This is a genomic window from Streptomyces sp. GESEQ-4, assembly GCF_017948455.1.
Taxonomy (GTDB): domain Bacteria; phylum Actinomycetota; class Actinomycetes; order Streptomycetales; family Streptomycetaceae; genus Streptomyces.
This window is the reverse complement of the sequence record NZ_JAFFSU010000024.1, coordinates 23,495-50,086: the sequence shown is the minus strand read 5'-3', so window position 1 is coordinate 50,086 and position 26,592 is coordinate 23,495. Positions and strand designations below refer to the sequence as shown.

24 protein-coding genes are annotated in these 26,592 nt (G+C 68.0%); 18 read left to right on the top strand and 6 right to left on the bottom strand.

Annotated features, from left to right (window positions below):
- Window positions 1-26 precede the first annotated feature (26 nt).
- The 3 genes from KCH48_RS33275 to KCH48_RS33265 all read left to right on the top strand — a co-directional run bounded on the left by KCH48_RS33275 (window position 27) and on the right by KCH48_RS33265 (window position 4,051).
- A complete protein-coding gene (locus KCH48_RS33275; RefSeq protein WP_210580084.1) occupies window positions 27-704 on the top strand; it encodes an ABC transporter ATP-binding protein in 678 nt (225 codons plus the stop codon).
- Window positions 685-1,596 carry a hypothetical protein gene (locus KCH48_RS33270; RefSeq protein ID WP_210580082.1) on the top strand — a complete coding sequence of 304 codons (912 nt, stop codon included), beginning with the start codon at window positions 685-687 and terminating at the stop codon, window positions 1,594-1,596. Before KCH48_RS33275 ends, KCH48_RS33270 begins: the two co-directional genes overlap by 20 nt.
- 73 nt (window positions 1,597-1,669) lie before the next feature.
- Complete coding sequence (locus KCH48_RS33265) at window positions 1,670-4,051, top strand: proprotein convertase P-domain-containing protein (protein ID WP_210580080.1); 2,382 nt, start codon at window positions 1,670-1,672, stop codon at window positions 4,049-4,051.
- A 101-nt stretch (window positions 4,052-4,152) separates the two neighbouring features.
- Here the strand turns inward: KCH48_RS33265 and KCH48_RS33260 are convergent, their stop codons facing one another.
- The 4 genes from KCH48_RS33260 to KCH48_RS33245 all read right to left on the bottom strand — a co-directional run bounded on the left by KCH48_RS33260 (window position 4,153) and on the right by KCH48_RS33245 (window position 7,019).
- Window positions 4,153-4,404, bottom strand: a complete 252-nt coding sequence (locus KCH48_RS33260; protein WP_246886250.1) for a hypothetical protein — start codon at window positions 4,402-4,404, stop codon at window positions 4,153-4,155.
- Between the two features lie 28 nt (window positions 4,405-4,432).
- Window positions 4,433-5,575, bottom strand: coding sequence for a type VII secretion target (locus KCH48_RS33255; protein WP_210580056.1), 1,143 nt, complete (start codon window positions 5,573-5,575; stop codon window positions 4,433-4,435).
- 18 nt (window positions 5,576-5,593) lie between these two features.
- On the bottom strand, window positions 5,594-6,004 hold the full coding sequence (locus KCH48_RS33250; protein ID WP_210580054.1) for a hypothetical protein: 411 nt from the start codon (window positions 6,002-6,004) through the stop codon (window positions 5,594-5,596).
- A 127-nt stretch (window positions 6,005-6,131) separates the two neighbouring features.
- On the bottom strand, window positions 6,132-7,019 hold the full coding sequence (locus tag KCH48_RS33245) for an SDR family oxidoreductase (RefSeq protein WP_210580052.1): 888 nt from the start codon (window positions 7,017-7,019) through the stop codon (window positions 6,132-6,134).
- A gap of 37 nt (window positions 7,020-7,056) precedes the next feature.
- Here KCH48_RS33245 and KCH48_RS33240 point away from each other — a divergent pair, with 37 nt between their 5' ends.
- The 3 genes from KCH48_RS33240 (at window position 7,057) to KCH48_RS33230 (ending at window position 10,858) form a co-directional block, all read left to right on the top strand.
- The gene (locus KCH48_RS33240) at window positions 7,057-7,629 is read left to right on the top strand and encodes a TetR/AcrR family transcriptional regulator (protein WP_210580051.1); all 573 of its coding nucleotides are present in this window, start codon (window positions 7,057-7,059) and stop codon (window positions 7,627-7,629) included.
- Window positions 7,630-8,118: 489 nt separating this feature from the next.
- Window positions 8,119-9,501: a NarK/NasA family nitrate transporter gene (locus KCH48_RS33235; RefSeq protein WP_210580049.1), complete on the top strand. Its 1,383-nt coding sequence runs from the start codon at window positions 8,119-8,121 to the stop codon at window positions 9,499-9,501.
- Window positions 9,502-9,706: 205 nt separating this feature from the next.
- Window positions 9,707-10,858: a uroporphyrinogen-III synthase gene (locus KCH48_RS33230; protein WP_210580047.1), complete on the top strand. Its 1,152-nt coding sequence runs from the start codon at window positions 9,707-9,709 to the stop codon at window positions 10,856-10,858.
- Here KCH48_RS33230 and KCH48_RS33225 read toward each other — a convergent pair.
- Window positions 10,807-11,343 carry a DUF1772 domain-containing protein gene (locus tag KCH48_RS33225; RefSeq protein ID WP_246886249.1) on the bottom strand — a complete coding sequence of 179 codons (537 nt, stop codon included), beginning with the start codon at window positions 11,341-11,343 and terminating at the stop codon, window positions 10,807-10,809. The genes KCH48_RS33230 and KCH48_RS33225 overlap by 52 nt on opposite strands.
- Before the next feature lie 223 nt (window positions 11,344-11,566).
- Between KCH48_RS33225 and KCH48_RS33220 the strand changes: the two genes are divergently transcribed.
- From KCH48_RS33220 to KCH48_RS33195, 6 genes are all read left to right on the top strand, one after another.
- Window positions 11,567-12,172, top strand: a complete 606-nt coding sequence (locus tag KCH48_RS33220) for an ABATE domain-containing protein (RefSeq protein WP_210580045.1) — start codon at window positions 11,567-11,569, stop codon at window positions 12,170-12,172.
- A 329-nt stretch (window positions 12,173-12,501) separates the two neighbouring features.
- On the top strand, window positions 12,502-13,023 hold the full coding sequence (locus tag KCH48_RS33215; protein WP_010039908.1) for a sigma-70 family RNA polymerase sigma factor: 522 nt from the start codon (window positions 12,502-12,504) through the stop codon (window positions 13,021-13,023).
- Window positions 13,023-13,850, top strand: a complete 828-nt coding sequence (locus tag KCH48_RS33210; protein ID WP_374104736.1) for an anti-sigma factor — start codon at window positions 13,023-13,025, stop codon at window positions 13,848-13,850. The genes KCH48_RS33215 and KCH48_RS33210 overlap by 1 nt, the downstream gene beginning before the upstream one ends.
- 60 nt (window positions 13,851-13,910) lie before the next feature.
- Window positions 13,911-16,358, top strand: a complete 2,448-nt coding sequence (locus tag KCH48_RS33205) for a UvrD-helicase domain-containing protein (RefSeq protein ID WP_210580027.1) — start codon at window positions 13,911-13,913, stop codon at window positions 16,356-16,358.
- A 322-nt stretch (window positions 16,359-16,680) separates the two neighbouring features.
- A complete protein-coding gene (locus KCH48_RS33200; RefSeq protein ID WP_210580025.1) occupies window positions 16,681-18,099 on the top strand; it encodes an NAD-dependent malic enzyme in 1,419 nt (472 codons plus the stop codon).
- A gap of 332 nt (window positions 18,100-18,431) precedes the next feature.
- The gene (locus KCH48_RS33195; RefSeq protein ID WP_054220032.1) at window positions 18,432-18,713 is read left to right on the top strand and encodes an HU family DNA-binding protein; all 282 of its coding nucleotides are present in this window, start codon (window positions 18,432-18,434) and stop codon (window positions 18,711-18,713) included.
- Window positions 18,714-18,920: 207 nt separating this feature from the next.
- On the opposite strand, the gene murA is transcribed toward KCH48_RS33195, so the two are convergent.
- Window positions 18,921-20,261, bottom strand: a complete 1,341-nt coding sequence (gene murA / locus KCH48_RS33190) for a UDP-N-acetylglucosamine 1-carboxyvinyltransferase (protein WP_210580023.1) — start codon at window positions 20,259-20,261, stop codon at window positions 18,921-18,923.
- A gap of 250 nt (window positions 20,262-20,511) precedes the next feature.
- Here murA and KCH48_RS33185 point away from each other — a divergent pair, with 250 nt between their 5' ends.
- From KCH48_RS33185 to KCH48_RS33160, 6 genes are all read left to right on the top strand, one after another.
- On the top strand, window positions 20,512-21,084 hold the full coding sequence (locus tag KCH48_RS33185; protein ID WP_210580236.1) for a YqgE/AlgH family protein: 573 nt from the start codon (window positions 20,512-20,514) through the stop codon (window positions 21,082-21,084).
- A gap of 29 nt (window positions 21,085-21,113) precedes the next feature.
- Window positions 21,114-21,416 carry a DUF3039 domain-containing protein gene (locus tag KCH48_RS33180; RefSeq protein WP_210580022.1) on the top strand — a complete coding sequence of 101 codons (303 nt, stop codon included), beginning with the start codon at window positions 21,114-21,116 and terminating at the stop codon, window positions 21,414-21,416.
- Window positions 21,417-21,632: 216 nt separating this feature from the next.
- The gene (locus KCH48_RS33175) at window positions 21,633-22,928 is read left to right on the top strand and encodes an extracellular solute-binding protein (protein WP_210580021.1); all 1,296 of its coding nucleotides are present in this window, start codon (window positions 21,633-21,635) and stop codon (window positions 22,926-22,928) included.
- Window positions 22,925-23,899 (top strand): carbohydrate ABC transporter permease, encoded by a 975-nt coding sequence (locus KCH48_RS33170; RefSeq protein WP_374104735.1) that lies wholly within the window; start codon window positions 22,925-22,927, stop codon window positions 23,897-23,899. Before KCH48_RS33175 ends, KCH48_RS33170 begins: the two co-directional genes overlap by 4 nt.
- Window positions 23,896-24,741 (top strand): carbohydrate ABC transporter permease, encoded by an 846-nt coding sequence (locus tag KCH48_RS33165; RefSeq protein ID WP_210580018.1) that lies wholly within the window; start codon window positions 23,896-23,898, stop codon window positions 24,739-24,741. The genes KCH48_RS33170 and KCH48_RS33165 overlap by 4 nt, the downstream gene beginning before the upstream one ends.
- A 16-nt stretch (window positions 24,742-24,757) precedes the next feature.
- Window positions 24,758-26,374, top strand: coding sequence for a beta-N-acetylhexosaminidase (locus KCH48_RS33160; protein WP_210580016.1), 1,617 nt, complete (start codon window positions 24,758-24,760; stop codon window positions 26,372-26,374).
- Window positions 26,375-26,592: the final 218 nt, after the last annotated feature.

Below are 26,592 nucleotides of genomic sequence, written 5' to 3'. Positions count from 1 at the left end.
GCGGCTGGCCGACTGAAATGACTTCGATGATTACCGTCCGATCCCTCACCAAGTCCTACGGCGCGCACACCGTTCTCGAGAACGTGTCCGCCGACTTCCTTCCGGGCAGAGTGACCTATCTCCTGGGGCAGAACGGGGTCGGCAAGACAACCCTGTTCAAGTGCCTGACCGGCCTTGAGTCCCATGCGGGAACCGTGGAGTTCGGCGGTCGTCCGCTGGCGGAGGTGCGCGGATGCGTCTTTCCGGTGTTCGACGACTGCGCCTTGTATCCCCACCTTTCCGGTCTGGAGAATCTGCGCCTGCTGCTCGGTCGACAGGTCTCCTGGGAGGACGTCCGCACGGTCGCGGACGACGTGCTCGACCGCACGACAGCGCACAAGCCGGCTCGTGCGCTGTCCTATGGGCAGCGCAAGAAGCTGTACACCGTGGGGCTGCTCCTGGCCCGTCCCTCCTACGTCATCCTCGACGAGCTGGCCAACGGTCTCGATTACGACAGCCTGCAATGGCTGCGTGAAGCGATCGAGCAACTCAAGCAGGACAGTGTGGTGGTCACCGCCGGCCACCAATTCGACTTCTACGACCGTGTGGCGGACGACGTGTTCGCCGTATTCGAGAACGGGTTGCGCAACCTTGACTACAACAATGCCGAGGGCGACCGGCTCGAAGATCTCTATCTCGCCTCTCGTGGAAAGCGTTCGTACTGACCTTCGTTATCAGTGGGCATCGCGGCACTTCCTCTACGCGTTCGCCAGTCTCACCGTGTTCGCCTCGGTTTTCGCTGTCGGCGCGTACTCCAGCGCACGCAGCGCGATCGACAGTCTGCGACGCGAGTTCGCATACCTGCACACTGAAGGCGGCTACACCTTCGAGCGCGCGATCGGCACCGGCAGCGATCCCACGGACGCTCCGCTGAAGGGCACGTGGGAACACGCTTCCCAGGCCGTTGCCAACCTCCACCCCCTCCAGGGCACCACGAACCTCCTTCAGGTCATGTGCTTCGTCATCGCGCCGCTGCTCTTCTTCACCTATGGGGCGATCGCGGCAACTCGTGACGCGCAGTTCAGGACATTGAAGTTCCGGGCGGTACGCGAGGGCCCTCGGCGGCTGTTCGCCTCCCAGATCAGCTCCTTGGCCGTCGCGGTCACCGCGCTGACCACGGCCGCATTCGCTGTCTCACTGCTGATCAGCACCGGCCTGTATCTGGCAGTGAAGGGCCGCTTCGACACGACGAACCTCGACGTGCCTGAAGATCTCGCGATCACGGGCTCGCTGCCCAGTTTCGCGATGATGATCGCCACTGGCCTGTTCTTCGGCTTCCTCGGCATGGCCGCAGCACTGCTCCTTAGGCGTCCGCTGTATGTGGTGCCGGTGTTCCTGGTCGGTTTCTTCCTCGTTCCGGTTCTGGGCCGGTTCGACCCCCGAAACCTCCTCATGGCCATCGCATACCCGCATGTGGAATTCGTCGGCGGATTCGTTCCCTCTGCTCCCCACCCGGTGCCCGAACTCGTTGCCGCCCTCCTGCTGACAGTCGGCGCGGCGGTCGTTCTGACTCTCACGTACGTGGTTCATTCGCGCAGGTCGCACTACGCCACCTGAACGCGGCACGTACCAGAGATCTTTCCCACACGCCTTCTCGGGCTTTTGCGTGCCCGCTTTTTATCGAGGTGAAATGAAGAGACCGATATGGACAGCCGCGGTGGTCGCTGTGGCCGCCATGGCGCTCGGCGCGGTGCCGGCTCATGCCGCGTCGCCCAGTGCCGCTGTGGTGGCCCAGGCGGAGGGCGATCCGGTCGACCCGCCGCTGTTCGACGAGACCTCGGGCGGGGGAACGGTCCGCGTCAATGTGGTCACCGAGAGTCGGGACGACCTGGCCGCCGCGGCGACCGCTGGTGACACAGTGCAGGAGTTCAACCGAGTTCCGGTCATCACGCTCAAGGTCGACAGGAGCGGCTTGGCGGAGCTGGCGGCTCAACCGGGTGTGGTCAGCGTGACCGAGGACATCCCGGTGGCGCCGTCGCTCGACACCAGCGTCCCCCTGATCGGTGGCGATCAGGCGATCAAGGAGGGCGTGACCGGAGAGGGCAGCGCGATCGCCGTCCTGGACACCGGTGTCGCCACCCGGCACCCCTTCTTCGCAGGGCGGGTCGTCGCCGAGTCGTGCTTCTCGCCGGTGGATGCCGCCTACGGCGCTTCCAGCCTGTGCCCCGACGGCTCCCCGGAACAGCATGGCACCGGAGCGGCCGACTCCGAAGGCGGGCCGTGCGCCACCATCGACGCATGCGAGCACGGGACCCATGTGGCCGGTATCGCCGCGGGTAACGGTGCCGGCATCGACGGAGCCCCGGCGTCGGGCGTCGCCCCCGGCGCCGACCTGATCGCCGTCCAGATCTTCAGCAAGTTCGACTCCGAGAAGTGGTGCGGCGTCGGCGGCACCCCGTGCGTACGGAGCTTCACCAGTGCCCAGATCGCGGCGCTGGAGAAGGTGGCGGAGATGCGGCGGTCCGGAACACCGGTCATCGCGGCCAATCTCAGCTTCGGCGGTGGAGCGCACACGGTCGCGTGCGACAACGACGCGCGCAAGCCGGCGATCGACAGCCTGCTCAGCGCCGGTGTCGCCACCGTGGTGGCGGCAGGCAACAACAAGTACGCGGAGGCGGTCAACTCTCCCGCGTGTGTCTCGTCCGCCATCGCGGTCGGTTCCAGCACCGTTGAGGACGAGGTGTCGGAGTTCTCCAACCACGGCGCGCTCCTTGATGTGTTCGCACCCGGTGACGACATCGACTCGGCGGTCTTCGGCGGCGCCTTCGAACCCAAGAGCGGCACTTCCATGGCGACGCCGCACGTGGCGGGCGCCTTCGCGGTGCTGCGGCAGGCCCATCCCGACAAGGACATCACGGAGCTCGAGGCGCTGCTGAAGTCCACGGGCCGGGTCATCCCCGAAGAGGGTGCCGGCGTGCCGCGCGTCGACATCGGCAAGGCGCTCGGCGGAACGGAACCGACCCCGGCCCCCGAACCGGACGCCAAGCCCCGCTCCACCAGCATCGTCAACGCCACGGCCGTCCCGATTCCGGATCCGGGAACGGTACGGTCGCCGATCACGGTCACCGACATCCCCGGCAATGCGCCGAAGGCGCTGCAGGCCCGGGTGAACCTCACCCATGAATGGCGCGGCGAGGTCAAGATCGACCTGATCGCCCCTGATGGAAAGGTCTACCCGCTCAAGACGACGGACTGGACGCAGAACGGCGGAACCATCAACACCACCTACACGGTCGACGCCGGCAGCTCCCCGGCCGCCGGTACCTGGAACCTCCAGGTCGAAGACAGGTCCGCGGGCGCCGTCGGCACCCTCCAGGACTGGTCGCTGGTCATCCCGACACCGTTCGAGAAGACCGGCTCGGTCACTATCCCGGACGCGGGAACCCTCAACTCGGACATAGCGGTGGACGGACTCACGGGCAACGCGTCCGGAGCACTGCAGGTCGAGGTGGACCTCACGCACGAATGGCTCGGCGACGTGAAGATCGATCTGCTGAGCCCGGACGGCACGTGGTACCCCCTCAAGTCCACTTCCGCGACGGACACCCCGCTCCCGGACGCCTACACGGTCGACGCCTCGGCATCGCCTGCCGCCGGAACCTGGAGGCTCCGCGTCCAGGACTCCTCCCAGGGCGCCACCGGAATCCTGAAGGGCTGGGCACTGACCTTCCCCTCCTATGAGAACCAGGTGGGCCTCGCCATCCCTGACGCCGCCGGCCTGACCTCGTCGATCACCGTCGGCTCAATCACCGGAAGCGCACCGGGCAAGCTCAGGGTGTACGTGGACGCCACACACGACTGGCTCGGCGACATGGCGCTCGAGCTGACCGCCCCGAACGGAACCGTGCACCAGCTGAAGCAGGCTTCCGCCACGGAAGCGGGCGGAACGCTCCAGCGCGTCTACCTCGTCGACGCCAGTGCTTCCCCCGCGGCCGGCACCTGGAAACTCCTCGTCCACGACGTCTCGGAGGGGTCTACCGGCACCCTCAACGGCTGGGCACTGGCCTTCTGACGCCCGCACAGGCGCTCGGCTGGGGTTTCCCAGCCGAGCGTTTCGCGTGGTCGGCCCGGCGGCTACGCCCTCAACCACCGGGCCCACGACACCTCGCGGTACTAGAACAACGCCTCGAGCCCGCCGATCAGCGGCAGTGGCGCGATCGCCAGGACCAGCGCCGCCACCGCCAGCCCCGGCCGGATGTCCCGCTTCCCCACGAAACCCGCCACCGCGGCGACGGGGGGCAGGACGCACAGCACCAGGAAGCTCCACTGCCAGCCCTCCTCCTGGATGAGAAAGAGCAGGAGGACCAGGTAGACGGGGACCGACGCCGCGGACATCATCCGGGCGCGGGTGAGGAACAGCTCCATGGTTTCGCTTGAGGAGGGGTAGGGCATCTCAGGCGACCACTCGGTTGTCGTAGCCGGCGGAGCTGGCCTCGGGGAAGCCGTCGGCCGACGAGAAGCCGTTGATCGCCGTGGTCAGTACCGCCCCGAGCCCGGTGATGGCCATCATGGTCGCGTCGAATGCCTTCACCAGAGCGGCGTACCTCTCGATGATCATGACGGCCTGCGCGGCGGCCAGGGCGAACATGGCGGCGGACGCCACCTGCCCGCCGACCGGGATGGCGTTGACGGCCGTGGCCGCGGCCATGTTGGCCATCCAGATGATCGCCATGTCGGCGAGGAAGACGACCCCGGCCTTGAGGACCTCGGCGAGCTGGAACACCATCTGTGCCGCCTGGTCGTAGCAGGTCTTCAGGGAGTCGAAGCTCTCCTTGAAGTCGGCGAGTTTCTTGCTGAACTCGTCGAAGTAGACCTTCGCGGCGTCGTAGGCGTTGCCCTCCCAGGTCACGCCGACGTTCGTGGTGCCCTTCTTCAGGTTCGCGGCCACCGAGTCGCAGAACGAGCCGAGGTTTCCCCAGACTTCGGCGCAGTCCTTGTACTTGTTCCAGTCGCCCAGAACCCAGTTGTTGATCTCGCCGAAGATGTCGATGCCGAAGAGCAGCTTCACCGCCTCCACGGCCACGGTGGAGGGGCTGCCCAGGTCGAGGACGGTGCCGAGGGTCTTCTGCACCGGGTTCATGGTGTATTCGTCGGCGTGCCCCTGGGCGTACTTGACCAGGGGGTTGTCGCTGTCGCCCGCTGGTGCCTTCAGGGTGGCCGCGGCGTCCTGCGCGTCGGCGAAGTCGCTTCCGCTGCCGCCGCCGGACGGTGCGCCTCCGCCGCCCTTGGAGCCCGGGTAGGTGGCGTCCATCTTCGCGGCTTCGTCCGTGTCCGTCTCGCGGTAGTACTTGGCGGATTGGGACAGTTCCTTCTGCGACGCGGTGAGGACGCTCTGCACCTTGCCCAGGGCCTTCTTGGCGGCTTCCACGTAACTGTCGTGATCGCCCGCGACAAGATCCCAGAGCTGCCCTCCGACCATCGTGTCGATCTTCGCGTTGTTGCTCGTGTACTCGACGGCCTTCGTGGCGCCCTCGGCGCCGCGCCCCACGAGCGTGGAGAACCCCTGGATCGCGTCCGGCTCTACTCGAAAACCCACGGTCTGCTCCCGCCCCCGTCAGTACAGTGACCAGCCACGGCCGTCATGCCGGGACTTCTTGTCGGCGCGCTCGTCGGGCGCCGCGCGTCGTTCTTCGTCGATCTGCTCCTGCTCCGCCGCGATCGCGCGCCTGCCCTCTGCGGCCAGTTCCTCGCGCTCCGCCTCGGAGAGTGAGGCCCACTTCTCCGCCATGGGCGCCGCCTGCTCGATCAGCTGGTCGGCGTACGCGGACACGTTCGCGGCGTCCCGCAGGCTCGCCCGCCCGGAGAGGACCTCCTGTGCCATCTCCTTCAGGGCATCGCCGCCGTGCCCGGCGGCGAGGGTCTCCAGGGACTTGCGCAGCAGTCTCGCCTGCGCCGGGTCTCCTTGAGACATCTCCAGAAGTTCGGAGTCGTCGAATTGCCTGCCCGAATCCGGACTCTCGGCCACATGTCCTCCCTCAGACAGATCACGGATGCCGACCAGTCTGAACCTAAGGTGCCTGACGCAAAACATGCGATGCGCTGGAATCACAGATCCGTCACATGCGCGTGACAGAGATACGAACAGCAACGACTCACATGAAGTCAGGGGCGTGATCGTGCGCCCATTGGCGGAAGGTGCGAGCCGGTGTTCCCGTTATCCGGTCGAGTGTGAGGCAGGCATCGTCGTCCCGGGCGCTCGTGTCATGGGGTTCATCTGTGATGCCTTCGACGCCGTCGTAGCTTTCGAAGCCGAACAGGAAGTCTGCGTTCGCGGCCGCGAAGCCGCCCTGGGCTCGGTAGAAGGCGAGGGCTTGTTCGGCGGAGACTTCATCGAGCGTGATCTGTTCTCCGATCGCTTCTGCGATCACGGCAACCTGTTCGCGTTTGGTGACACTGTCCGGTCCGATGACCGTGTCGATCCGTCCGCGGCGGCGTGGGTCGAGCAGGTCGGCCAGGACGACGTCGGCAATGTCGGCCTCATGGACGGGATGCCCGAGCTGATCGGGAAAGGGCTCCACGGCCCGGCGATCTGTCCTGATCGCCGGCCCCCATATGAGGAGTGAGTTCGTCGCGAACTCACCGGGACGCAAGATGCTCCAATCCAGTCCCGAGTCCATGACGGCCTGTTCGACGACCGCGTTGTACGTGGTGTCGTAGCCGGCCGTCACGGCGGCGGAGGAGACCACGACCACGTGCTCGATACCCGCCTGCTGTGCGCGAGAGACGACGGCCGCAACGGTCTCAGGGACCGCGATCAGGACGAGTTGGGCGGCACCGTCGAATGCGTACCTGAGTGTGGACGGGTCCTCCAGGTCGCCGAAGACCACGTCCGCACCATCCGGGAGTGAGGCGCGTTGCGGGCGCCGCGACATTCCGCGCACCGGGTGACCGGCGTCAAGCAGTCCTGCGACGACCAGGCCGCCGATCGCCCCGGTGGCCCCGGTGACAACAATGGGAGAGATCTTCTTTAAATGAGACATAGTTTCTCACTGTAAGACGCCGACGTATCATGCTGCAATGGATCTCTCCCCTCAACGTGCACGGACCCGTCAGGCGATCCTCGACGCCGCAGCAGCGCAGTGGGCTCGTGATCCCACCGTCGGCCTGGGAGACATCGCCGCTGCCGCCGGCGTGGGGCGAGCGACCATTCACCGGTACTTCGCCGACCGTCAGGTCCTTCACGCTGCACTCATCACCGACTCGTGGACGACGCTACGAGCGGCGATCGAGCAGGCCGGCCCCGCCACGGACTCGGCGCTCGAGGTGATCCAGCGGATCGTCACCGCGATGGTGCACGCCGGTGATCGGATCAGCTTCTTGTTCACCGCCACCGAGGGCACGCCTTCTGAGGCTGACGCCGGCATCGCACGAGAGGTCGACGAGCTGATCCTGGCCGAGATCGAACGAGGCCGGCGTGACGGGGCGCTCGACTCGGCAGTTCCCGCGAGGTGGATACAGCTGATGATCTGGAGCACCGTCTACACGGGCCTGCGAGCCGCCGGCGACGGACTCGTACCACGGCATGGCGTGGACGAACTGATACGCCGAACTCTTCGCCGAGCGGTGAGCGAGCAGCCAGGCCCTCTATGACCAGCGCGGTCCGTCCACCGGCAAGCCGCCGCTTCGGATCATCCTGTGCGGCTCCGCGATCTCGACCATGTCGCCCCTCCTCGCCGGAGACCAGGCGCTGCGCGGCCGAGCGGTGCTGGACATGCGGATCGAGCCGTTCGTGTGTTCAACCCCTCCCACATTCTCTTCACCGAGCCCGAGTACCTGCTGGCCGAGGATCCGCGGACAAGCGACCGCGCCACCTACCACGCCATCGTATGGGGAACCTCTACGGCGAATGAGGCTGCGGCTCCATGACACGACGCGAGGGAGCTCAGGGGCGTACCGGCGGCGCCGTCCGCGTTCGTTTCGCCGTACAACCTCTCATCCGCCCCTTCGCCGGGGTGAGAGCAAAGTTCCTTTCCGGTCACTCGACGCCACAGACAGGAAACGCGCCCTCCCTACCTTCAGGACTCATACCGCTCAGCACCGCAAAGAACCGCCCGAGCCCCGGAGCACCGTGGAGGCGTCATGACAGCCCCTAGCCAGGCCCCCGCCCAGAGCAGGGGAGGCCGTTGGATCGATCACTGGGATCCCGAGGACGAGACCTTCTGGAACGAGACCGGAGAGAAGGTGGCCCGCCGCAACCTCGTCTTCTCCGTGCTCTCCGAGCACATCGGGTTCTCGATCTGGACCCTGTGGTCCGTGATGGTGCTGTTCATGGGCCCCGAGTACGGGCTGACCCCGGCCGACAAGTTCGTCATCGTGTCGATGGCGACGCTGGTCGGCGCGCTCGTCCGGGTCCCCTACACCTTCGCGGTCGCGGTCTTCGGTGGCCGGAACTGGACCATCGTCTCGGCCTCGCTGCTGCTGCTCCCCACCATCGCCGCCTTCATCGTGATGGAGCCGGGGACCTCGTTCACCACCTTCCTGCTGTGCGCGATGCTCGCCGGCATCGGTGGCGGAAACTTCGCGTCCAGCATGACCAACATCAACGCCTTCTTCCCGCTCAGGAAGAAGGGATGGGCGCTCGGCCTGAACGCCGGCGGCGGCAACATCGGTGTCCCGGTCGTGCAGCTGGTCGGCCTCGCGGTCATCGGCGCCAGCGGCGGCCCGCGCGTACTGCTCGGGATCTACATCCCCTGCATCGTCGTCGCCGCGGTCCTCGCCGCGATGTACATGGACAACATCTCGTCCGTGAAGAACGACACCGGCGCCGCCAAGGAGGCCGCGAAGGACCCCCACACCTGGATCATGTCCTTCCTCTACATCGGCACCTTCGGCTCGTTCATCGGCTACAGCTTCGCCTTCGGCCTCGTCCTGCAGACGCAGTTCGGGCGTACGCCGCTGGAGTCCGCGTACGTCACCTTCATCGGCCCGCTGCTCGGCTCGCTGATCCGGCCCTTCGGCGGCTGGCTCGCCGACAAGTACGGTGGGGCGCGCATCACCCTGTGGAACTTCGTCGGCATGGCCGCCGCGACCACGGTCATCATCTCCGCCTCGATGTCGAAGTCGCTGGCCCTGTTCACCACCGCGTTCATCGCGCTGTTCATCCTGACGGGGCTCGGCAACGGCTCGACGTACAAGATGATCCCCGGCATCTTCCAGGCCAAGGCCGCCGCCAAGGGCCTGACCGGTGAAGAAGCCGCCTCCTACGGCCGCCGGCTCTCCGGCGCCTCCATGGGACTCATCGGCGCGGTGGGCGCGCTCGGCGGGCTCGGCATCAACCTCGCCTTCCGGCAGTCGTTCCTGAGCGTGGGCTCCGGCACCGGCGCCTTCGTCGCCTTCCTCGCCTTCTACGGCGTCTGCTTCGTGGTCACCTGGGCCGTATACCTTCGCCGCCCGGCCGCGCAGGCTCCGGCCACCGCCACCGCATCGGAGGCGAAATCGCAGCTCAGCTACGCCGAGGTGTGACGTAACACCAGCGACATCCAGTCGAACCGAGCCTGTCACGCACCGTTGACAGGCTCGGTCGGCATGCAGGCAGAAGAGCCGAAATGCCTCATGTGAGGCAGCGCCTGATCTGAGGTAGTGCCTGATGTGGGGCAGTGCCTCATGCAGGGCCTGTGGCCTCACCTGGGTCATACGGTGTGACGACTCGAGTGCGGGACGAGAGTTTATGTACGAGGAACAGCAGCGACCGGAACACGGACCCCTTGCCGGGTTCACCGTGGGTGTCACCGCCGCGCGCCGGGCCGATGAACTCGGGGCACTGCTCCAGCGGCGCGGTGCCGCCGTTCTGCACGCCCCCGCCCTGCGGATCGTGCCGCTCTCCGACGACGGTGAGCTGCTCGCCGCCACCAAGGACATCGTCGAGAACGTGCCGGACATCGCGGTCGCGACGACCGCGATCGGCTTCCGGGGCTGGATCGAGGCCGCCGACGGGTGGGGCCTCGGCGAGGATCTGCTGGACCGGCTGCGCGGCGTGGAGCTGCTCGCGCGCGGACCCAAGGTCAAGGGCGCGATACGGGCCGCCGGGCTGACCGAGCACTGGTCACCGTCCAGCGAGTCCATGGCCGAGGTGCTCGACCGGCTCCTGGAGGAAGGGGTCGAGGGGCGTCGTATCGCCATTCAGCTGCACGGCGAGCCGCTGCCGGGCTTCGTCGAGTCGCTGCGGGCGGCCGGCGCGGAGGTCGTCGGGGTGCCGGTCTACCGGTGGATGCCGCCGGAGGACATCGGGCCGGTCGACCGACTGCTCGACGCCGCCGTCTCGCGCGGCCTGGACGCGCTCACCTTCACCAGCGCGCCCGCCGCCGCGTCCCTGCTGTCCCGCGCCGAGGAGCGCGGACTGCTGGCCGAACTGCTTGCCGCCCTGCACCACGACGTCCTGCCCGCCTGCGTCGGCCCGGTCACCGCGCTGCCGCTCCAGGCCCGTGGCGTGGACACGGTCTCGCCGGAACGTTTCCGGCTCGGCCCGCTCGTCCAGCTGCTCTGCCAGGAGCTGCCGGCCCGGGCGCGGGCCCTGCCCATCGCCGGGCACCGGGTGGAGATCCGGGGCCACGCGGTCCTGGTCGACGGCGAGCTGAAACCCGTACCGCCCGCCGGGATGTCCCTGCTGCGGGCCCTGTCCCGACGGCCCGGCTGGGTCGTCGCCCGCGCCGAACTGCTGCGTGCGCTGCCCGGCGCCGGCCGCGACGAGCACGCCGTCGAGACCGCGATGGCCCGGCTGCGTACGGCACTCGGGGCGCCCAAACTCATCCAGACCGTCGTCAAACGCGGCTACCGGCTCGCCCTCGACCCGGCCGCCGACGCCAAGTACGCCGACGCCTGACGGCCGCGCCCGTACCCGATCAGGGCCAGGGCCAGGAACGCCAGCGCGAGCGTAGACAACACCGCCCGTACGACGTTCCAGGCCACCCACATGTCCTCGAACTCCTCCCGCGCGACCGACGCCGAACTGCCGGTCTCTGCGAGGCCGTTGTTCAGCGGGATGTTCACCACGACCGTGACGAGGAAGGTGAGGACGTACGCCGCGAGGCCCGCCCACACCCACGCCCGGCAGGACGCCGCGCGCAACTGCCACGCCGACACCGCCGCCAGCAGCAGCGCCCCCATGAAGCTCAGGAAGAACACGGGGTTCTGGATCGCCTCGTTCATGTTCCGCATGACCTCGACATACGCCCGGTCGTCACTGCGGGCCAGCCCCGGCATCACACCGCAAGCGAAGACATAGAAGGCCCCGGCGATCAGCCCCATAGCGACCGTGGCCGCCCCCAGTACGAGTTCAGTGCCAGTGCCAGTGCTGTTATGCGTCATGCCTCTCAGTCAACGGCCCCCACCGTGGACGGAACATGGCCCAGACGCGCATCGGCATACGCAGACGTCCACGCCGACCCGGTACGAGGGGTTCCGGCGGCGTGAGAGGGAAGGCACTGTTAAAGGAACGGTTCCTCGAACGCCCCAAAGGGGCGCGGGGAACTGCGCGACCAGCCACAACGGCGCCGCAGCCAAACGAACCGCACAGGTGGGTGACAGGCACATGGCAATGGGTCGTACGGTCACAGACACGTCCGCGTACGAGCTCCGCTTCGACGCCGGACGCATCTGCCTGGATCTCCTCGCGACCGCGACCACGCACCCCGGCGAAAAGCTCGACTCCGTCGAGGTGCTGCACGCCTGGATCACCGGCTCCGGACTCGTCCCACCGGGCACCCCGCTCACCCACGCCGACGCCTCCTGGCTGGTCGGCTTCCGTGAACTGCGCGGCCACATCGGCCGGTTGGTGCACGACAGGCTGTCGCCCACGACACCGCCGTACGACCGCTCGCTCGCCCGCGTCAACGAACTCGCCCGCACCGCGCCCCCGGCCCCCCGCGCCCTGCGTCGCGAAGACGGCACGCTGGTGCGCGAGTTGGACCCGCCGGAGTACCCGGCGCTGCTCGGCGCGATCGCCCGGGACACCGTCGAACTGCTCACCGACCCCGTCGCGCGAGCGAGTCTCAGGCAGTGCGAAGGGGACAACTGCCCCATTGTGTACGTCGACTCCTCCCGTGGCCGCAGGAGGCGCTGGTGCTCCAGTGAGGTCTGCGGAAACCGTGAACGGGTGGCCCGGCACCGCCGCCGCGCGGCACTCGCCCGCGCCTAGCGTCCGATAAGTTCCGTATGTGAAACGGCTGTCGTAGCAATTTCGACGTGATTTCGACAACACTCAGTGACCCTGCCGCATGCCACCGGCAAAGGCGTCGATCTTGCCAATGTGGCGGGAATGTAAAGACAAAGCGGGGGGTATGTGCGGCCATGTCCCCCCTCGTCACGTCACCACTGAGAAAACTGTCACGTCACGTTGAACACACCGCTGTTGGCTTCCGTACCGGTTGTGGAGCGACCGACTGGGGGAACCCCCGGACATCGGAGGTGGGCGTGCGCAAGGATTCCGTCGTGGCCAATGAACGTGCATCGAGGGCCCGACATCGCATGTCCCAGCCCTCGGAACCAGATGAGGAGCTGATGCGTGCGCTGTACCGAGAGCACGCCGGACCTCTGCTCGCTTATGTCCTTCGGCTGGTCGCCGGAGACCGGCAGCGCGCCGAGGACGTCGTGCAGGAGACACTCATCCGTGCCTGGAAGAACGCCGGTCAGCTCAATCGAGCGACCGGATCTGTACGCCCCTGGCTGGTGACGGTCGCTCGCCGCATCGTCATCGACGGCCATCGCAGCCGGCAGGCCCGGCCGCAGGAGGTCGATCCGTCGCCGCTGGAGGTCATCCCCGCGGAGGACGAGATCGACAAGGCGCTGTGGTTGATGACGCTGTCGGACGCGCTCGACGACCTGACCCCGGCCCACCGGGAGGTCCTCGTAGAGACGTACTTCAAGGGGCGTACGGTCAATGAGGCGGCCGAGACGCTGGGTATACCGAGTGGCACGGTGCGCTCACGGGTGTTCTATGCCCTGCGATCGATGAAGCTGGCACTGGAGGAGCGGGGGGTGACGGCGTGATGAGTGTGTACGGGGGACATCAGGGATTCGGCTCGGGTGGTCCGGGTATGTCTGGCCCTATGCAGGGATCTCCGGGCCCGAACGAGCACGAGACCGTCGGCGCCTACGCTCTCGGGATTCTCGACGACGTAGAGGCAACCGCTTTCGAGGCACATCTCGCCGGCTGCGAGTGGTGCGCCCAGCAGCTCGACGAACTCGCCGGGATGGAGCCGATGCTGGCCGCCCTCGCGGACCTGCCCGGCACCGGTACGCCCGCCATCGGTGAGTCGCTGTCGGCCAAGCCCTCCCCGCGGCTCGCGGACAAGCTGGTCAACGAAGTCGCCGAGCGACGCGCCATGACCCGTCGACGCTCCTTCTACATGGTGGCGGCAGCGGCGGCGCTGATCATCGGCGGTCCGGTCGCCGCGGTGGCGACCACGGCCGGCGACGAGGGCACGAGCGGCGGCAACGAGACCTTGGCGGCCAGCCCCGCCAAGGAAGCCTTCGACCACATGTCCGACAAGATCTCGGCGACCGACCCGACCACCAAGGTCAGCGCCAGCGTCGGCCTGGAGCCGAAGGCCTGGGGGACCCACGCGGTCCTCGAGCTCAAGAACGTCAAAGGCCCTCTGAAGTGCTCGCTCATCGCCGTCGGCAAGAACGGCGAACGTGAGACGATCACCTCATGGTCGGTCCCGAACTGGGGCTACGGCATCGAGAACGCCAAGACCGAGCAGGCCCGAAACCCGCTCTACGTCCACGGCGGCGCCGCCTTCGCACCGAACGAGATCGACCACTTCGAGGTCATGACCTTCGAAGGCAAGCGGCTTGTCGAGGTAGACGCGTAGCTTTCCGGGGCCCCCTTCGCGTACCTTTGACGGCTGCCCAGCACGTCAGAAGGGGGCCCGGTGGCCGCTCAGGCTCAGCAGGAAACCGCGCTCGACTCCTCCGCCCAGGATTCCGTACGCGACGACTCCGTGCGCGACCGGGAGATCGGCGTCGAACAGGAACACCTGGACCGGGTGTACCAGCGGCTCGAGGAGAAGATCCACGAGGCCGAGTTCCTCATGAACGACGCCGCCAAGCGCGGCCAGGTCGGCACGCCCGGCGCACTCGCCGAGCGTGATGCGCAGGTCTTCCGGGCGGGTATCCACCTCAGCCGCCTGAACAACGAGTTCGAGGACTTCCTCTTCGGCCGTATCGACCTGCTGCCCGGCAAGGACGGCAAGAAGGGGCCCGACGGCGCGTACACCGCGGTCGAGCCCGCCGACGGCGCCGTGCGCGACGACGGCACGGCCGACATCGCCGAGACCCTGCACATCGGCCGGATCGGTGTCCTCGACCAGGACTACGCACCGCTGGTCATCGACTGGCGCGCTCCGGCCGCCGCGCCCTTCTACCGCTCCACGCCGGTCGATCCGGGCCGGGTGGTCCGCCGCCGGGTGATCCGCTCCAAGGGCCGCCGTGTCCTCGGCGTCGAGGACGACCTGATGCGCCCCGAGCTGAAGGCCACGCTTGACGGCCATGAGCTCCCGGTGATCGGCGACGGTGCCCTGATGGCCGCGCTCGGACAGGCCCGCAGCCACACCATGCGCGACATCGTCGCCTCCATCCAGGCCGAGCAGGACCTGGTCATCCGCGCCCCCGCCGCCTCCGTGACGTACGTCGAGGGCGGCCCCGGCACCGGCAAGACCGCGGTGGCGCTGCACCGGGCGGCGTATCTGCTCTACCAGGACCGGCGCCGGTACGCGGGCGGCATCCTCATCGTCTCGCCGACCCCGCTGCTCGTCGCGTACACCGAGGGCGTCCTCCCCTCCCTCGGCGAGGAGGGCCAGGTCGCCATCCGCGCCATCGGCTCCCTCGTCGACGGCACCGAGGCCACGCTGTACGACTCCCCGTCGGTGGCCCGCGCCAAGGGCTCGTACCGCATGCTGAAGGTGCTGCGGAAGGCGGCGCGGGGAGCGCTGGAGCTGGGGCGGGATGCCGCCGCCGGCCGTCACGGCGCCGCCGGTCACGGCTCCGGTCGTCCCGTCTCCGGCCAGCTCGCCTTCGGCGAGGAGAGCGACGGAAGCGACGACGCCACGCCCGTGCAGAACGGGTCACCCGCCGCGCCGCCCACCCGGCTGCGCGTCGTCGCCTTCGGGCGTCGGCTCGAACTGGAGGCGGCGGAGCTGGAACGTATCCGCCACGCCGTCCTCAGCGGCACCGCGCCCGTGAACCTGCTGCGCCCGCGCGCCCGCAAGCTGCTGCTCGACGCGCTGTGGGAGCAGTCCGGCGCCGGGACCCGGCACACCGACCCGGAGCTGGCCGCCGAGCTGCGGTCGTCGTTCGACGAGGACATCACGTCCGAGGACGCCTTCATCGCCTTCCTCGACGCCTGGTGGCCGGAGCTCACGCCGAAGCACGTCCTGGCCGCCATGGCCGACGAACGCCGCCTCGGCCGTTGGGCCCGGCGGATCCTCAACCCCGGCGAGATCCGCAAGGTGGCCCGCTCGCTCAAGCGGAACGGCCACAGCGTGCACGACATCGCCATGCTCGACGAGCTCCAGGCGATCCTCGGCACCCCTGCCCGCCCCCGCAGGAAGCGCGAGCTGGACCCGCTCGACCAGCTCACCGGGCTCGACGAGCTGATGCCCGTACGCGAGGAGACGCAGCGCGAGCGGGCCGAGCGGCTGGCGCAGGAACGCGTCGAGTACGCACACGTCATCGTCGACGAGGCGCAGGACCTCACGCCCATGCAGTGGCGCATGGTCGGCCGCCGCGGCCGGCACGCCACCTGGACGGTCGTCGGCGACCCCGCCCAGTCCTCCTGGTCCGACCCCGAGGAGGCGGCCCAGGCCCGCGACGAGGCCCTCGGCTCCCGTCCGCGCCGCCGCTTCCAGCTCACCGTGAACTACCGCAACCCGGCCGAGATCGCCGAGCTGGCGGCGAAGGTCCTGGCGCTGGCCATGCCCGGCTCCCAGTCACCGAGGGCGGTCCGCTCCACCGGCGTCGAGCCCCGCTTCACCGCCGTCCGCGACTCCCTGAGCCGCACCGTCCGCGAGGAGGCCGCCCGGCTGCTCGACCGCGTCGACGGCACGGTCGGCGTCGTCGTCGCCATGAACCGGCGCGAGGAGGCCCGCCGCTGGCTCACCGGCCTCGGCGACCGGGTCGTGGCGCTCGGCAGCCTGGAGGCGAAGGGCCTGGAGTACGACGCGACGATCGTCGTCTCGCCCGCGGAGATCGCCGACGAGAGCCCGGCGGGCCTGCGTGTGCTGTACGTCGCACTGACCCGGGCCACCCAGCAGCTGACGGTGGTGTCGGGGGAGCGGGACGAGCCGGACGCGAACGGGGTCCCGGACCTCCTCCAGGATTGATCCAGATTGATCCAGGTGGACTCGAGCGACGGGAATGGGCTTACGGGATCTGTTTGTTAGCCTGGGTGTGGCACCGGCCCGATCCAAGCCCCCGGGCCCAACCTTCGTCGCTACGAGCGACCACTTGCCGCGAGGCGAGCATGGCGGGTCGGTGTCACTGAATGTGCGAGAGGCTCACGTCACCCTGTGACGTGAGCCTCTTTCGCTGTGAACCGCTGTGAACACAAAGTCCGCAATCCGGGGCGGCTACCAGCTACCCGGCAGTAGGTGCGACGATCGGACGGCATCCAGCGTCACACGGTGAAAGCAGAGGAAGTCGGCCATGGCAACGGCGCCCAGCGTCTCCTACTCGATGACGGTCCGGCTGGAGGTGCCCGCGAGCGGTACCGCGGTCTCCCAGCTCACCACGGCCGTCGAGTCCCACGGAGGCTCGGTGACCGGCCTCGACGTGACGGCTTCCGGCCATGAGAAGCTCCGCATCGACGTCACCATCGCGGCGACCTCCACGACACACGCCGACGAGATCGTCGAGCAGCTGCGCACCATCGAGGGCGTCACGCTCGGCAAGGTCTCCGACCGTACGTTCCTGATGCACCTCGGCGGCAAGATCGAGATGCAGTCCAAGCACCCGATCCGCAACCGTGACGACCTCTCGATGATCTACACGCCGGGTGTGGCCCGCGTCTGCATGGCGATCGCCGAGAACCCCGAGGACGCCCGCCGCCTCACCATCAAGCGCAACTCCGTTGCGGTCGTGACGGACGGCTCGGCGGTGCTGGGCCTCGGCAACATCGGCCCGAAGGCCGCGCTGCCCGTCATGGAGGGCAAGGCGGCCCTCTTCAAACGCTTCGCCGGCATCGACGCCTGGCCGCTGTGCCTCGACACCCAGGACACCGACGCGATCGTCGAGATCGTCAAGGCGATCGCCCCCGGGTTCGCCGGCATCAACCTCGAGGACATCTCCGCACCCCGCTGCTTCGAGATCGAGGCACGGCTGCGCGAGGCCCTCGACATCCCCGTCTTCCACGACGACCAGCACGGCACCGCGATCGTCGTGCTGGCCGCGCTCACCAACGCACTTCGCGTGGTCGGCAAGGGAGTTGAGAACGTACGCGTCGTCATGTCGGGCGCAGGCGCGGCCGGTACGGCGATCCTGAAGCTGCTCATCGCCGCCGGCGTCAAGCACGCCGTGGTCGCCGACATCCACGGTGTCGTGCACGCCGGCCGTGAGGACCTGGTGGCCGCCGCCCCCGACTCGCCGCTGCGCTGGATCGCCGACAACACCAACCCCGAGGGCGTCACCGGCACCCTCAAGGAGGCCGTGCGCGGCTCCGACGTCTTCATCGGCGTCTCGGCCCCGAACGTCCTCGACGCCGACGACGTGGCCGCCATGGCCGACGGTGCCATCGTGTTCGCGCTCGCGAACCCCGACCCCGAGGTCGACCCGGCAATCGCCCGTCAGACGGCGGCTGTTGTGGCCACCGGCCGCTCCGACTTCCCGAACCAGATCAACAACGTGCTGGTCTTCCCGGGCGTCTTCCGCGGCCTCCTCGACGCCCAGTCCCGCACGGTCAACACCGAGATGATGCTCGCGGCGGCGAAGGCCCTGGCGGACGTGGTGACCGAGGACGAGCTCAACCCGAACTACATCGTGCCCAGCGTCTTCAACGACAAGGTCGCGGGCGCGGTGGCGGGGGCCGTACGGGAGGCCGCCAAGGCGGCGGGCGCGACGGCGTCGTAGGCTCGTCGGTGTGTGGCCTGCTGTGAGGATCGCCACGACGGGCCCCGGCGCGTCGCGGAACGCAGGGCCTTTGGCCGCCGTTTATCGTTGCGGCCAGGCTCAGCCCTCTTTTCGTGTGACTCCCAAGGGTGTTCTCACGACTCCTACGGGTGCCGGATTGGCTTTCCCGCCGCAGGTAGGGGCAGGATGCCTCCCTGGGCGCGGGGGTCCGATGACGGACCCGGGTCCGGGGAATGTCCGAGGGCCCTGGCAGCATCGACTTCGCAGTGCCCGATATGCGGCTCCGCCGCGTGGCACGCCTCATACGGCAAGAAGAACACGGGAGTAACAACATGAACCGCAGTGAGCTGGTGGCCGCGCTGGCCGACCGCGCCGAGGTGACCCGCAAGGACGCCGACGCCGTTCTGGCCGCGTTCGCCGAGACCGTCGGCGAGATCGTCGCCAAGGGCGACGAGAAGGTCACCATCCCCGGCTTCCTGACCTTCGAGCGCACCCACCGTGCCGCTCGCACCGCGCGCAACCCGCAGACCGGCGACCCCATCCAGATCCCGGCCGGCTACAGCGTGAAGGTCTCCGCGGGCTCCAAGCTCAAGGAAGCGGCCAAGGGCCAGTAGTGACCTCGCCCGTACACCACGAACGGCGGTGTACGGCACCTGAGTAACGCCAATGGGGCGGCCCCTCCACCAGGGACCGCCCCATCGTCGTACGAACCGAATTACCGCTACCCGAGCGCCTTACCCGGCAGTTCCACCTTCGCGCCCAGCCCCGGACCCCCAGCCGAGACCGGCGGCGCCCCGGCTGGGGTGACGAAGCCGCTGCGGTTATCCGAGCGCCTTACCCGGCAGCTCCACCTTCGCGCCCAGCTCGCTCAGCTTCTCCATGAAGTTCTCGTAGCCGCGGTTGATGAGGTCGATGCCGTGGACGCGGGATGTGCCCTGGGCTGCCAGTGCCGCGATGAGGTAGGAGAAGCCGCCGCGGAGGTCGGGGATGACCAGGTCGGCGCCCTGGAGCTTGGCGGGGCCGCTGACGACTGCCGAGTGGAGGAAGTTGCGCTGGCCGAAGCGGCAGTTCGAGCCGCCGAGGCACTCGCGGTAGAGCTGGATGTGGGCGCCCATCTGGTTGAGCGCGGAGGTGAAGCCCAGGCGTGACTCGTAGACCGTCTCGTGGATGATCGAGAGGCCCGTCGCCTGCGTCAGCGCCACGACGAGCGGCTGCTGCCAGTCCGTCTGGAAGCCCGGGTGGACGTCCGTTTCGAGCGCGATGGACTTCAACTGGCCGCCGGGGTGCCAGAAGCGGATGCCCTCGTCGTCGATCTCGAAGGCACCGCCCACCTTCCGGTAGGTGTTGAGGAACGTCATCATCGAGCGCTGCTGGGCGCCGCGGACGTAGATGTTGCCCTCGGTCGCCAGCGCCGCGGACGCCCACGAGGCGGCCTCCAGGCGGTCCGGGAGGGCCGCGTGGGTGTAGCCGCCGAGGCTGTCGACGCCGGTGACGCGGATGGTGCGGTCGGTGTCCATCGCGATGATGGCGCCCATTTTCTGCAGGACGCAGATCAGGTCCTCGATCTCCGGTTCCACCGCGGCGTTGGCGAGTTCCGTGACGCCCTCCGCGAGCACCGCCGTCAGCAGCACCTGCTCGGTCGCGCCGACGGACGGGTACGGCAGCTGGATCTTGGTGCCGCGCAGCCGCTGCGGAGCCTCCAGGTACTGCCCGTCCGCCCGCTTCTCGATCTTCGCGCCGAACTGCCGCAGCACCTCGAAGTGGAAGTCGATGGGCCGGCCGCCGATGTCGCAGCCGCCGAGACCGGGGATGAACGCATGCCCGAGGCGGTGCAGCAGCGGGCCGCAGAACAGGATGGGGATGCGCGAAGAACCCGCGTGGGCATCGATGTCGGCGACATTCGCGCTCTCCACGTGCGACGGGTCAAGGACCAGTTCGCCCGGCTCCTCTCCCGGACGGACCGTCACCCCGTGCAGTTGCAGCAGGCCGCGTACGACACGCACGTCACGGATGTCCGGAACGTTGCGCAGTCGACTCGGCGCGCTGCCCAGCAGGGCGGCGACCATCGCCTTCGGTACGAGGTTCTTCGCACCGCGGACACGAATCTCGCCCTCCAGCGGAGTTCCGCCGTGGACAAGCAGGACATCGTCGTTGACGGTCATGTATCTCGCGTTCCGATGAGTTGGGCAGGGCCGGACAGACAGAGTAATCGCCGCCGACCCCCCTTCCGTAAGCCCAAGTACCACCCAGCACCGTCATAGCTCTGTCACAACACGAACCGTTCGCAAACGGGCACATGGGGTCACCGGCCGAGTCGTGCGCCCGGGACGCACCTGTGAGCCCTGAGCTGCATTCACTCCCGAACCCCCATTGCCTCCCCGCGCGAAGGGAAGATGCGGGATCATGTCTGCCATGACCGAGGTGTCCTCGCTCACAGGGCGGTTGCTCGTGGCAACCCCCGCCCTGGCGGACCCGAACTTCGACCGCGCGGTGGTGCTCCTTCTCGACCACGACGAGAAGGGCTCGCTCGGTGTCGTCCTCAACCGCCCCACCCCGGTGGACGTGGGCGACATCCTGGAGGGCTGGGCGGATCTCACCGGGGAGCCCGGTGTCGTCTTCCAGGGCGGGCCGGTTTCACTGGACTCGGCGCTCGGCGTGGCGGTCATCCCGGGCGAGCCCGCGGCCGGGTACGTGCCGCTGGGCTGGCGCCGCGTGCACGGCGCGATCGGGCTCGTGGACCTGGAGGCCCCGCCGGAACTGCTCGCCTCGGCCCTCGGCTCCCTGCGTATCTTCGCCGGTTACGCCGGCTGGGGCCCCGGCCAGCTGGAGGACGAGTTGGTGGAGGGCGCCTGGTACGTGGTGGAGTCGGAGCCCGGCGACGTGTCCTCCCCGTCCCCGGAAAGACTCTGGCGCGAGGTCCTGCGCCGCCAGCGCAACGAGCTCGCGATGGTCGCCACCTATCCGGACGACCCATCGCTCAACTGAGACATGTGAGCTTCAGTACCCTTGGGCCTATGAGCACTCTTGAGCCTGAGACCCAGCCGCAGCGCGGGACTGGTACGGGGACCCTCGTAGAGCCGACGCCACAGGTGTCCCACGGCGACGGCGACCACGAGCGCTTCGCCCACTACGTCCAGAAGGACAAGATCATGGCGAGCGCCCTCGACGGCACCCCCGTCGTGGCGCTGTGCGGCAAGGTCTGGGTACCGGGCCGCGACCCGAAGAAGTACCCGGTGTGTCCCATGTGCAAGGAGATCTACGAGTCCATGGGCGCCGGCGGCGACGACAAGGGCAAGGGCGGCAAGGGCGACAAGTAGCTCTCCGGACGGTCGTACACAGGTAAGGCCCCCAGTGCACGTTTTGCGTGCCTTGGGGGCCTTTGCGCTGTCCGCGCGTTGCGCAGGGTGCGTCTGCTGGTCACAGAGTGGTTGAGACCTCTTGTGGTCGTGTTCATGCAGTCCCTAGCCTCCGGTGTGTTGTGCAGAGCGAAACCACCATTGCGTATGTTGCAACGCACCCCGGAGGATCACTCCATGAAGCTCTCCCGCAGACTCCCCGCGCTCCTCCTCGCCGGCCTCGTCGTCACGGCCTGCGCACCCCAGACGTCCGACAACTCCTCATCCGACAAGGACGAGAAGACCGGCACGCTGCGGGTCTGGCTCTTCCAAGAGGTCGGCAACCAGCCGAAGGAGAAGGTCGTCGACTCCGTCGTCACTGCCTTCGAGAAGGAGCACGAAGGCGCGAAGGTCGAGATCGAGTACATCCCGATCGAAACCCGCGCCCAGCGTGTCAAGGCCGCCTTCAACGACCCCAAGTCCGCTCCCGACGTCATGGAGTACGGCAACACCGACACGGCCGGCTATGTGAAGGACGGCGGACTCCTCGACGTCACGAAGGAGTTCGGCGACTGGACCGAGGCGAAGGACACCGACCCCACGGCGAAGCAGTCGGTCACGGTGGACGGCAAGGTCTACGGCGCTCCCTTCTACGTCGGCGTCCGCGCCCTGTACTACCGCACGGACGTCTTCGACGAGCTGGGCCTGGAAGTCCCCAAGACCATGGCCGAGTTGGCCTCTACGGCCCGTGAGATCCGCGCCGCGAAGCCCGAGCTGTACGGCCTGGTCGTCGGCGGCGCCTACACGTACGGCGCGATGCCGTTCATCTGGGCCAACGGCGGTGAACTCGCCACCGGCAAGGGCGGATCGTATGCCTCCGCCATCGACAGCGCGGCCGCCCAGAAGGGCATCAAGGCCTACACGTCCCTCTTCGGCGACGACAACTGCCCCGCCGCCAAGTGCGCCGGCTTCGGCGGCAACGACACGATCACCGCGTTCGCGGCCGGCAAGGCGGGCATGGCGATCGGCGGCGACTTCAGCCACACGGCCGTCGAGGCGGGCAAGGTGAAGGGCAAGTACGCGGTGGTGCCGCTGCCGGGTGTCGAGGCCGGGTCGATCGCGCCGGCGTTCGCCGGCGGCAACAACATCGGTGTGCTGAAGTCCACGTCGCATCGGACGCTGGCCGTCGAGCTGATGGAACAGCTTGCTTCCAAGAAGACGCAGGCGTCGATGTTCGATGCGATGGGGTTTTTGCCGACCTTCGCGGACGTGCGGAAGCAGGTTGCCGCGGAGGAGCCGTATGTGAAGCCGTTCGCGCAGACGCTGGCTGCGGGGACGAAGTTCGTTCCCGCGTCGCCTGCGTGGGCGGAGATCGATTCGGCGCTGGTGTTGCCGACGATGTTCCAGGAGGTCGTGAGCGGTAAGAAGGGCGTTGCCGCGGCTGCTGGGGATGCGGCGAAGAAGATGGACGATGCGTTTGGGTCTGTGGGGTGACGGCGCCCACTAGCTCGAGGGGCGCGGATCGTTTGCGGGTGCGGGCCGTGGGTGGCTTGTCGCGCAGTTCCCCGCGCCCCTCACGGCGTTCACCTCGGCCGAGTCAGAAGGCGCCGTGGCTCTATCTCGCCCCTGCTCTCGTCGTACTCGGTGGGTTGCTTGTCTATCCCATCTACCAGCTCGGGCTGATCTCGTTCTTTCAGTACACGCAGGCGCAGGTCAGTGGTGGGGAGCCGACCACCTTCGAGGGGTTCGGGAACTACGCGGAGCTGTTCTCCGACTCGCAGTTCTGGCAGGTGTTGCTGGCTACCGTGGTGTTCGCGGCGGCTTGTGTGGTGTCGACGCTGGCTGTGGGCTGTGCGCTTGCCGTGTTGCTCACTCGGGTGCGGGCCGTGCCTCGGCTGGTGTTGATGCTGGCGGCGTTGGGGGCTTGGGCCACGCCGGCGATCACGGGGTCGACGGTGTGGCTGTTGCTGTTCGACCCGGACTTCGGGCCGGTGAACCGGGTGTTGGGGCTCGGGGACTACTCATGGACGTACGAACGCGTCAGTGCGTTCTTTCTCGTCCTGCTCGAAGTGGTGTGGTGCTCCTTCCCGTTCGTGATGGTGACGGTGTACGCCGGGATTCAGGCGGTGCCCGGTGAGGTGCTGGAGGCGGCCGCTCTGGACGGGGCCTCGCAGTGGCGTATCTGGCGCTCGGTGCTGGCGCCCATGCTCCGGCCGATCCTCGTGGTCGTCACCATTCAGTCGGTGATCTGGGACTTCAAGGTCTTCACCCAGATCTACGTCATGACGAACGGCGGCGGCATCGCGGGCCAGAACCTCGTGCTGAACGTGTACGCGTATCAAAAGGCCTTCGCGTCCTCGCAGTACAGCCTCGGCTCGGCGATCGGAGTGGTGATGCTGCTGATCCTGCTGGCGGTCACGCTCGTGTACTTGCGGTTGTTGCGCAGACAGGGGGAGGAGCTGTGAATCTCGTACGTGGTCTGGTACGGCGTCCCTGGCGGCTGGCCGCCGAGATGTCGGCGCTGCTGATCGCGGCCGTCGTCGCGTTTCCCCTCTACTGGATGGTGCTCAGCGCCTTCAAACCGGCCGGAGAGATCGAGTCGACCGAGCCGCGGCCATGGACGCTGGCGCCCTCGCTGGATTCGTTCCGGCGGGTCTTCGGACAGCAGGAATTCGGCCGTTACTTCGTCAACAGCCTTCTGGTGGCCTGCACCGTCGTGGTCGCCTCGGCGCTCATCGCGTTTCTCGCCGCGACCGCGGTGACACGATTCCGCTTCCGTTTCCGGACCACCCTGCTGATCATGTTTCTGGTGGCCCAGATGGTGCCTGTGGAGGCGCTGACGATCCCGCTGTTCTTCCTCATGCGGGACTTCGGCCAGCTGAACACGCTGGGCGCGCTGATCCTGCCCCACATCGCCTTCTCGCTGCCCTTCGCGATCTGGATGCTGCGGGGGTTCGTGAAAGCCGTTCCGGAGGCGCTGGAGGAGGCCGCGTACATCGACGGGGCGAGCCGGGCGCGATTCCTGTGGCAGATCCTTTTCCCGCTGGTCTTCCCGGGGTTGGTGGCCACCAGCGTGTTTTCCTTCATCTCGGCCTGGAACGACTTCCTGTTCGCCAAGTCGTTCATCATCAGCGACACCTCCCAGTCGACCCTGCCGATGGCCCTGCTGGTCTTCTACAAGCCGGACGAGCCGGACTGGGGCGGTGTGATGGCGGCGTCCACGGTGATGACGATTCCGGTACTGATCTTCTTCGTGCTCGTGCAGCGACGGCTGGTGTCGGGGCTGGGCGGAGCGGTAAAGGACTGACGTGACTGAGACTGGCGTGACTGAACTGATTCCGGCACCTCACCAGATGGAGCGGACCGAGCGCTTCTACGAACTCGGCGACGGCTTCGGGATCGAGGCCGGCCCGGGCACCGAGGACACCGCGCGATGGCTGCGCGCGACGCTCGGCGCGGCGACCGGGCTCGCGCTGCCGCCCAAGGAGGGGGGCCAGTACGACGTCCTCCATCTGTCCGTCCGGCCCGGGCTCGACGCCGAGGCCTACCGCCTCGTCGTCGCCCCCCATGGCGTCCACATCCAGGGCGGCTCGCCCGCCGGTGTCTTCTGGGGTGCCCAGACGCTGCGCCAGCTTCTCGGCCCGGACGCCTTCCGGCGCGCACCCCTTCCCGGCCGTACCTGGCGGCTGCCCCTGACGGAGATCCGCGACGCCCCCCGTTTCCGCTGGCGCGGCCTCATGCTCGACGTGGCCCGGCACTTCATGCCCAAGGACGGTGTCCTGCGCTACCTGGATCTGATGGCCGCCCACAAACTCAACGTCTTCCACTTCCATCTGACGGACGACCAGGGCTGGCGCATCGAGATCAGGAAGTACCCCCGGCTGACGGAGGTCGGCTCCTGGCGCGCCCGCACGAAATTCGGCCACCGGGCCTCACCGCTGTGGGAGGAGAAGCCGCACGGGGGCTTCTACACCCAGGACGACATCCGCGAGATCGTCGCGTACGCCGCCGAGCGGCATATCACCGTCGTCCCCGAAATCGACGTACCTGGACACTCGCAGGCCGCCATCGCCGCGTACCCGGAACTCGGCAACACCGACGTCATCGACACGACCTCCCTCACGGTCTGGGACAACTGGGGCGTCTCTCTGAACGTACTCGCACCCTCTGACAACACCCTTCGCTTCTACGAGGGGGTGTTCGAGGAACTGCTGGAGCTGTTCCCTTCCGAGTTCATTCACATCGGCGGCGACGAATGCGCCAAGGAGCAGTGGCGGGAGTCGCCCTTCGTCCAGTCCCGTATCAAGGAACTCGGGCTCGCGGACGAGGACGGACTGCAGTCGTGGTTCATCGGACACTTCGACCGGTGGCTCTCCGCGCGCGGGCGCAGGCTCATCGGCTGGGACGAGATCCTGGAGGGCGGCCTGGCGCCGGGCGCCGCGGTGTCGTCCTGGCGCGGGTACGCGGGCGGAATCGCCGCCGCCCGGGCAGGTCACGACGTCGTCATGTGCCCTGAACAGCAGGTGTACTTGGACCACCGCCAGGACGGGGGTGCGGACGAGCCGGTCCCCATCGGCTACGTCCGCACCCTGGAGGACGTCTACCGGTTCGAACCCGTTCCACCCGAGCTGACGGCGGAACAGGCCCGGCACGTCCTCGGGACGCAGGCCAACGTGTGGACCGAGGTGATGGAGGACCACGCGCGCGTGGACTACCAGGCGTTCCCCAGGCTCGCGGCCTTCGCCGAGGTGGCCTGGAGCGTCGGACTGCCCGCCCCCGAGGAACGGGACTTCGCCGATTTCGAGCGGCGGATGGCCGTCCACTACCGGCGACTTGACGCCCTGGGAGTCGCCTACCGACCGCCTGCCGGACCGTTGCCGTGGCAGCGGCGGCCGGGCGTGCTGGGCCGTCCCATCGAGGGGGCGCCGCCGAACAGGTAGCCGGACAGGTAGGGGAGCACGCATGGGAACACGCATGGGAACAGGTCAGGGAAAAGCCCTCAAGTGTCACCGAAGAGTGGCAATTCGCGCGCACGGTTGATGTCGTGCGAAAACGGACCATCTCGCTGGTGAGGGGGGCGAATGCCTCCTAGCGGACCCCCGCGTTCGGGCCCTGCGAAGATGTGCCAGAGTTGCCACGTCCGCCCTGTCAGCACGTA

Bases quoted from the DNA above. Each gene is read 5' to 3' on its own strand.
- KCH48_RS33235 (WP_210580049.1), top strand. From the start codon at position 8,119: ATGACAGCCCCTAGCCAGGCCCCCGCCCAGAGCAGGGGAGGCCGTTGG.
- KCH48_RS33185 (WP_210580236.1), top strand. From the start codon at position 20,512: ATGACCGAGGTGTCCTCGCTCACAGGGCGGTTGCTCGTGGCAACCCCC.
- KCH48_RS33275 (WP_210580084.1), top strand. From the start codon at position 27: ATGATTACCGTCCGATCCCTCACCAAGTCCTACGGCGCGCACACCGTT.
- KCH48_RS33260 (WP_246886250.1), bottom strand. From the start codon at position 4,404: ATGGAGCTGTTCCTCACCCGCGCCCGGATGATGTCCGCGGCGTCGGTC.
- KCH48_RS33220 (WP_210580045.1), top strand. From the start codon at position 11,567: ATGGCAATGGGTCGTACGGTCACAGACACGTCCGCGTACGAGCTCCGC.
- KCH48_RS33245 (WP_210580052.1), bottom strand. From the start codon at position 7,019: ATGTCTCATTTAAAGAAGATCTCTCCCATTGTTGTCACCGGGGCCACC.
- KCH48_RS33230 (WP_210580047.1), top strand. From the start codon at position 9,707: ATGTACGAGGAACAGCAGCGACCGGAACACGGACCCCTTGCCGGGTTC.
- KCH48_RS33240 (WP_210580051.1), top strand. From the start codon at position 7,057: ATGGATCTCTCCCCTCAACGTGCACGGACCCGTCAGGCGATCCTCGAC.
- KCH48_RS33215 (WP_010039908.1), top strand. From the start codon at position 12,502: ATGTCCCAGCCCTCGGAACCAGATGAGGAGCTGATGCGTGCGCTGTAC.
- KCH48_RS33265 (WP_210580080.1), top strand. From the start codon at position 1,670: ATGAAGAGACCGATATGGACAGCCGCGGTGGTCGCTGTGGCCGCCATG.
- KCH48_RS33225 (WP_246886249.1), bottom strand. From the start codon at position 11,343: ATGACGCATAACAGCACTGGCACTGGCACTGAACTCGTACTGGGGGCG.
- KCH48_RS33210 (WP_374104736.1), top strand. From the start codon at position 13,023: ATGAGTGTGTACGGGGGACATCAGGGATTCGGCTCGGGTGGTCCGGGT.
- KCH48_RS33175 (WP_210580021.1), top strand. From the start codon at position 21,633: ATGAAGCTCTCCCGCAGACTCCCCGCGCTCCTCCTCGCCGGCCTCGTC.
- KCH48_RS33195 (WP_054220032.1), top strand. From the start codon at position 18,432: ATGAACCGCAGTGAGCTGGTGGCCGCGCTGGCCGACCGCGCCGAGGTG.
- murA (WP_210580023.1), bottom strand. From the start codon at position 20,261: ATGACCGTCAACGACGATGTCCTGCTTGTCCACGGCGGAACTCCGCTG.
- KCH48_RS33180 (WP_210580022.1), top strand. From the start codon at position 21,114: ATGAGCACTCTTGAGCCTGAGACCCAGCCGCAGCGCGGGACTGGTACG.
- KCH48_RS33200 (WP_210580025.1), top strand. From the start codon at position 16,681: ATGGCAACGGCGCCCAGCGTCTCCTACTCGATGACGGTCCGGCTGGAG.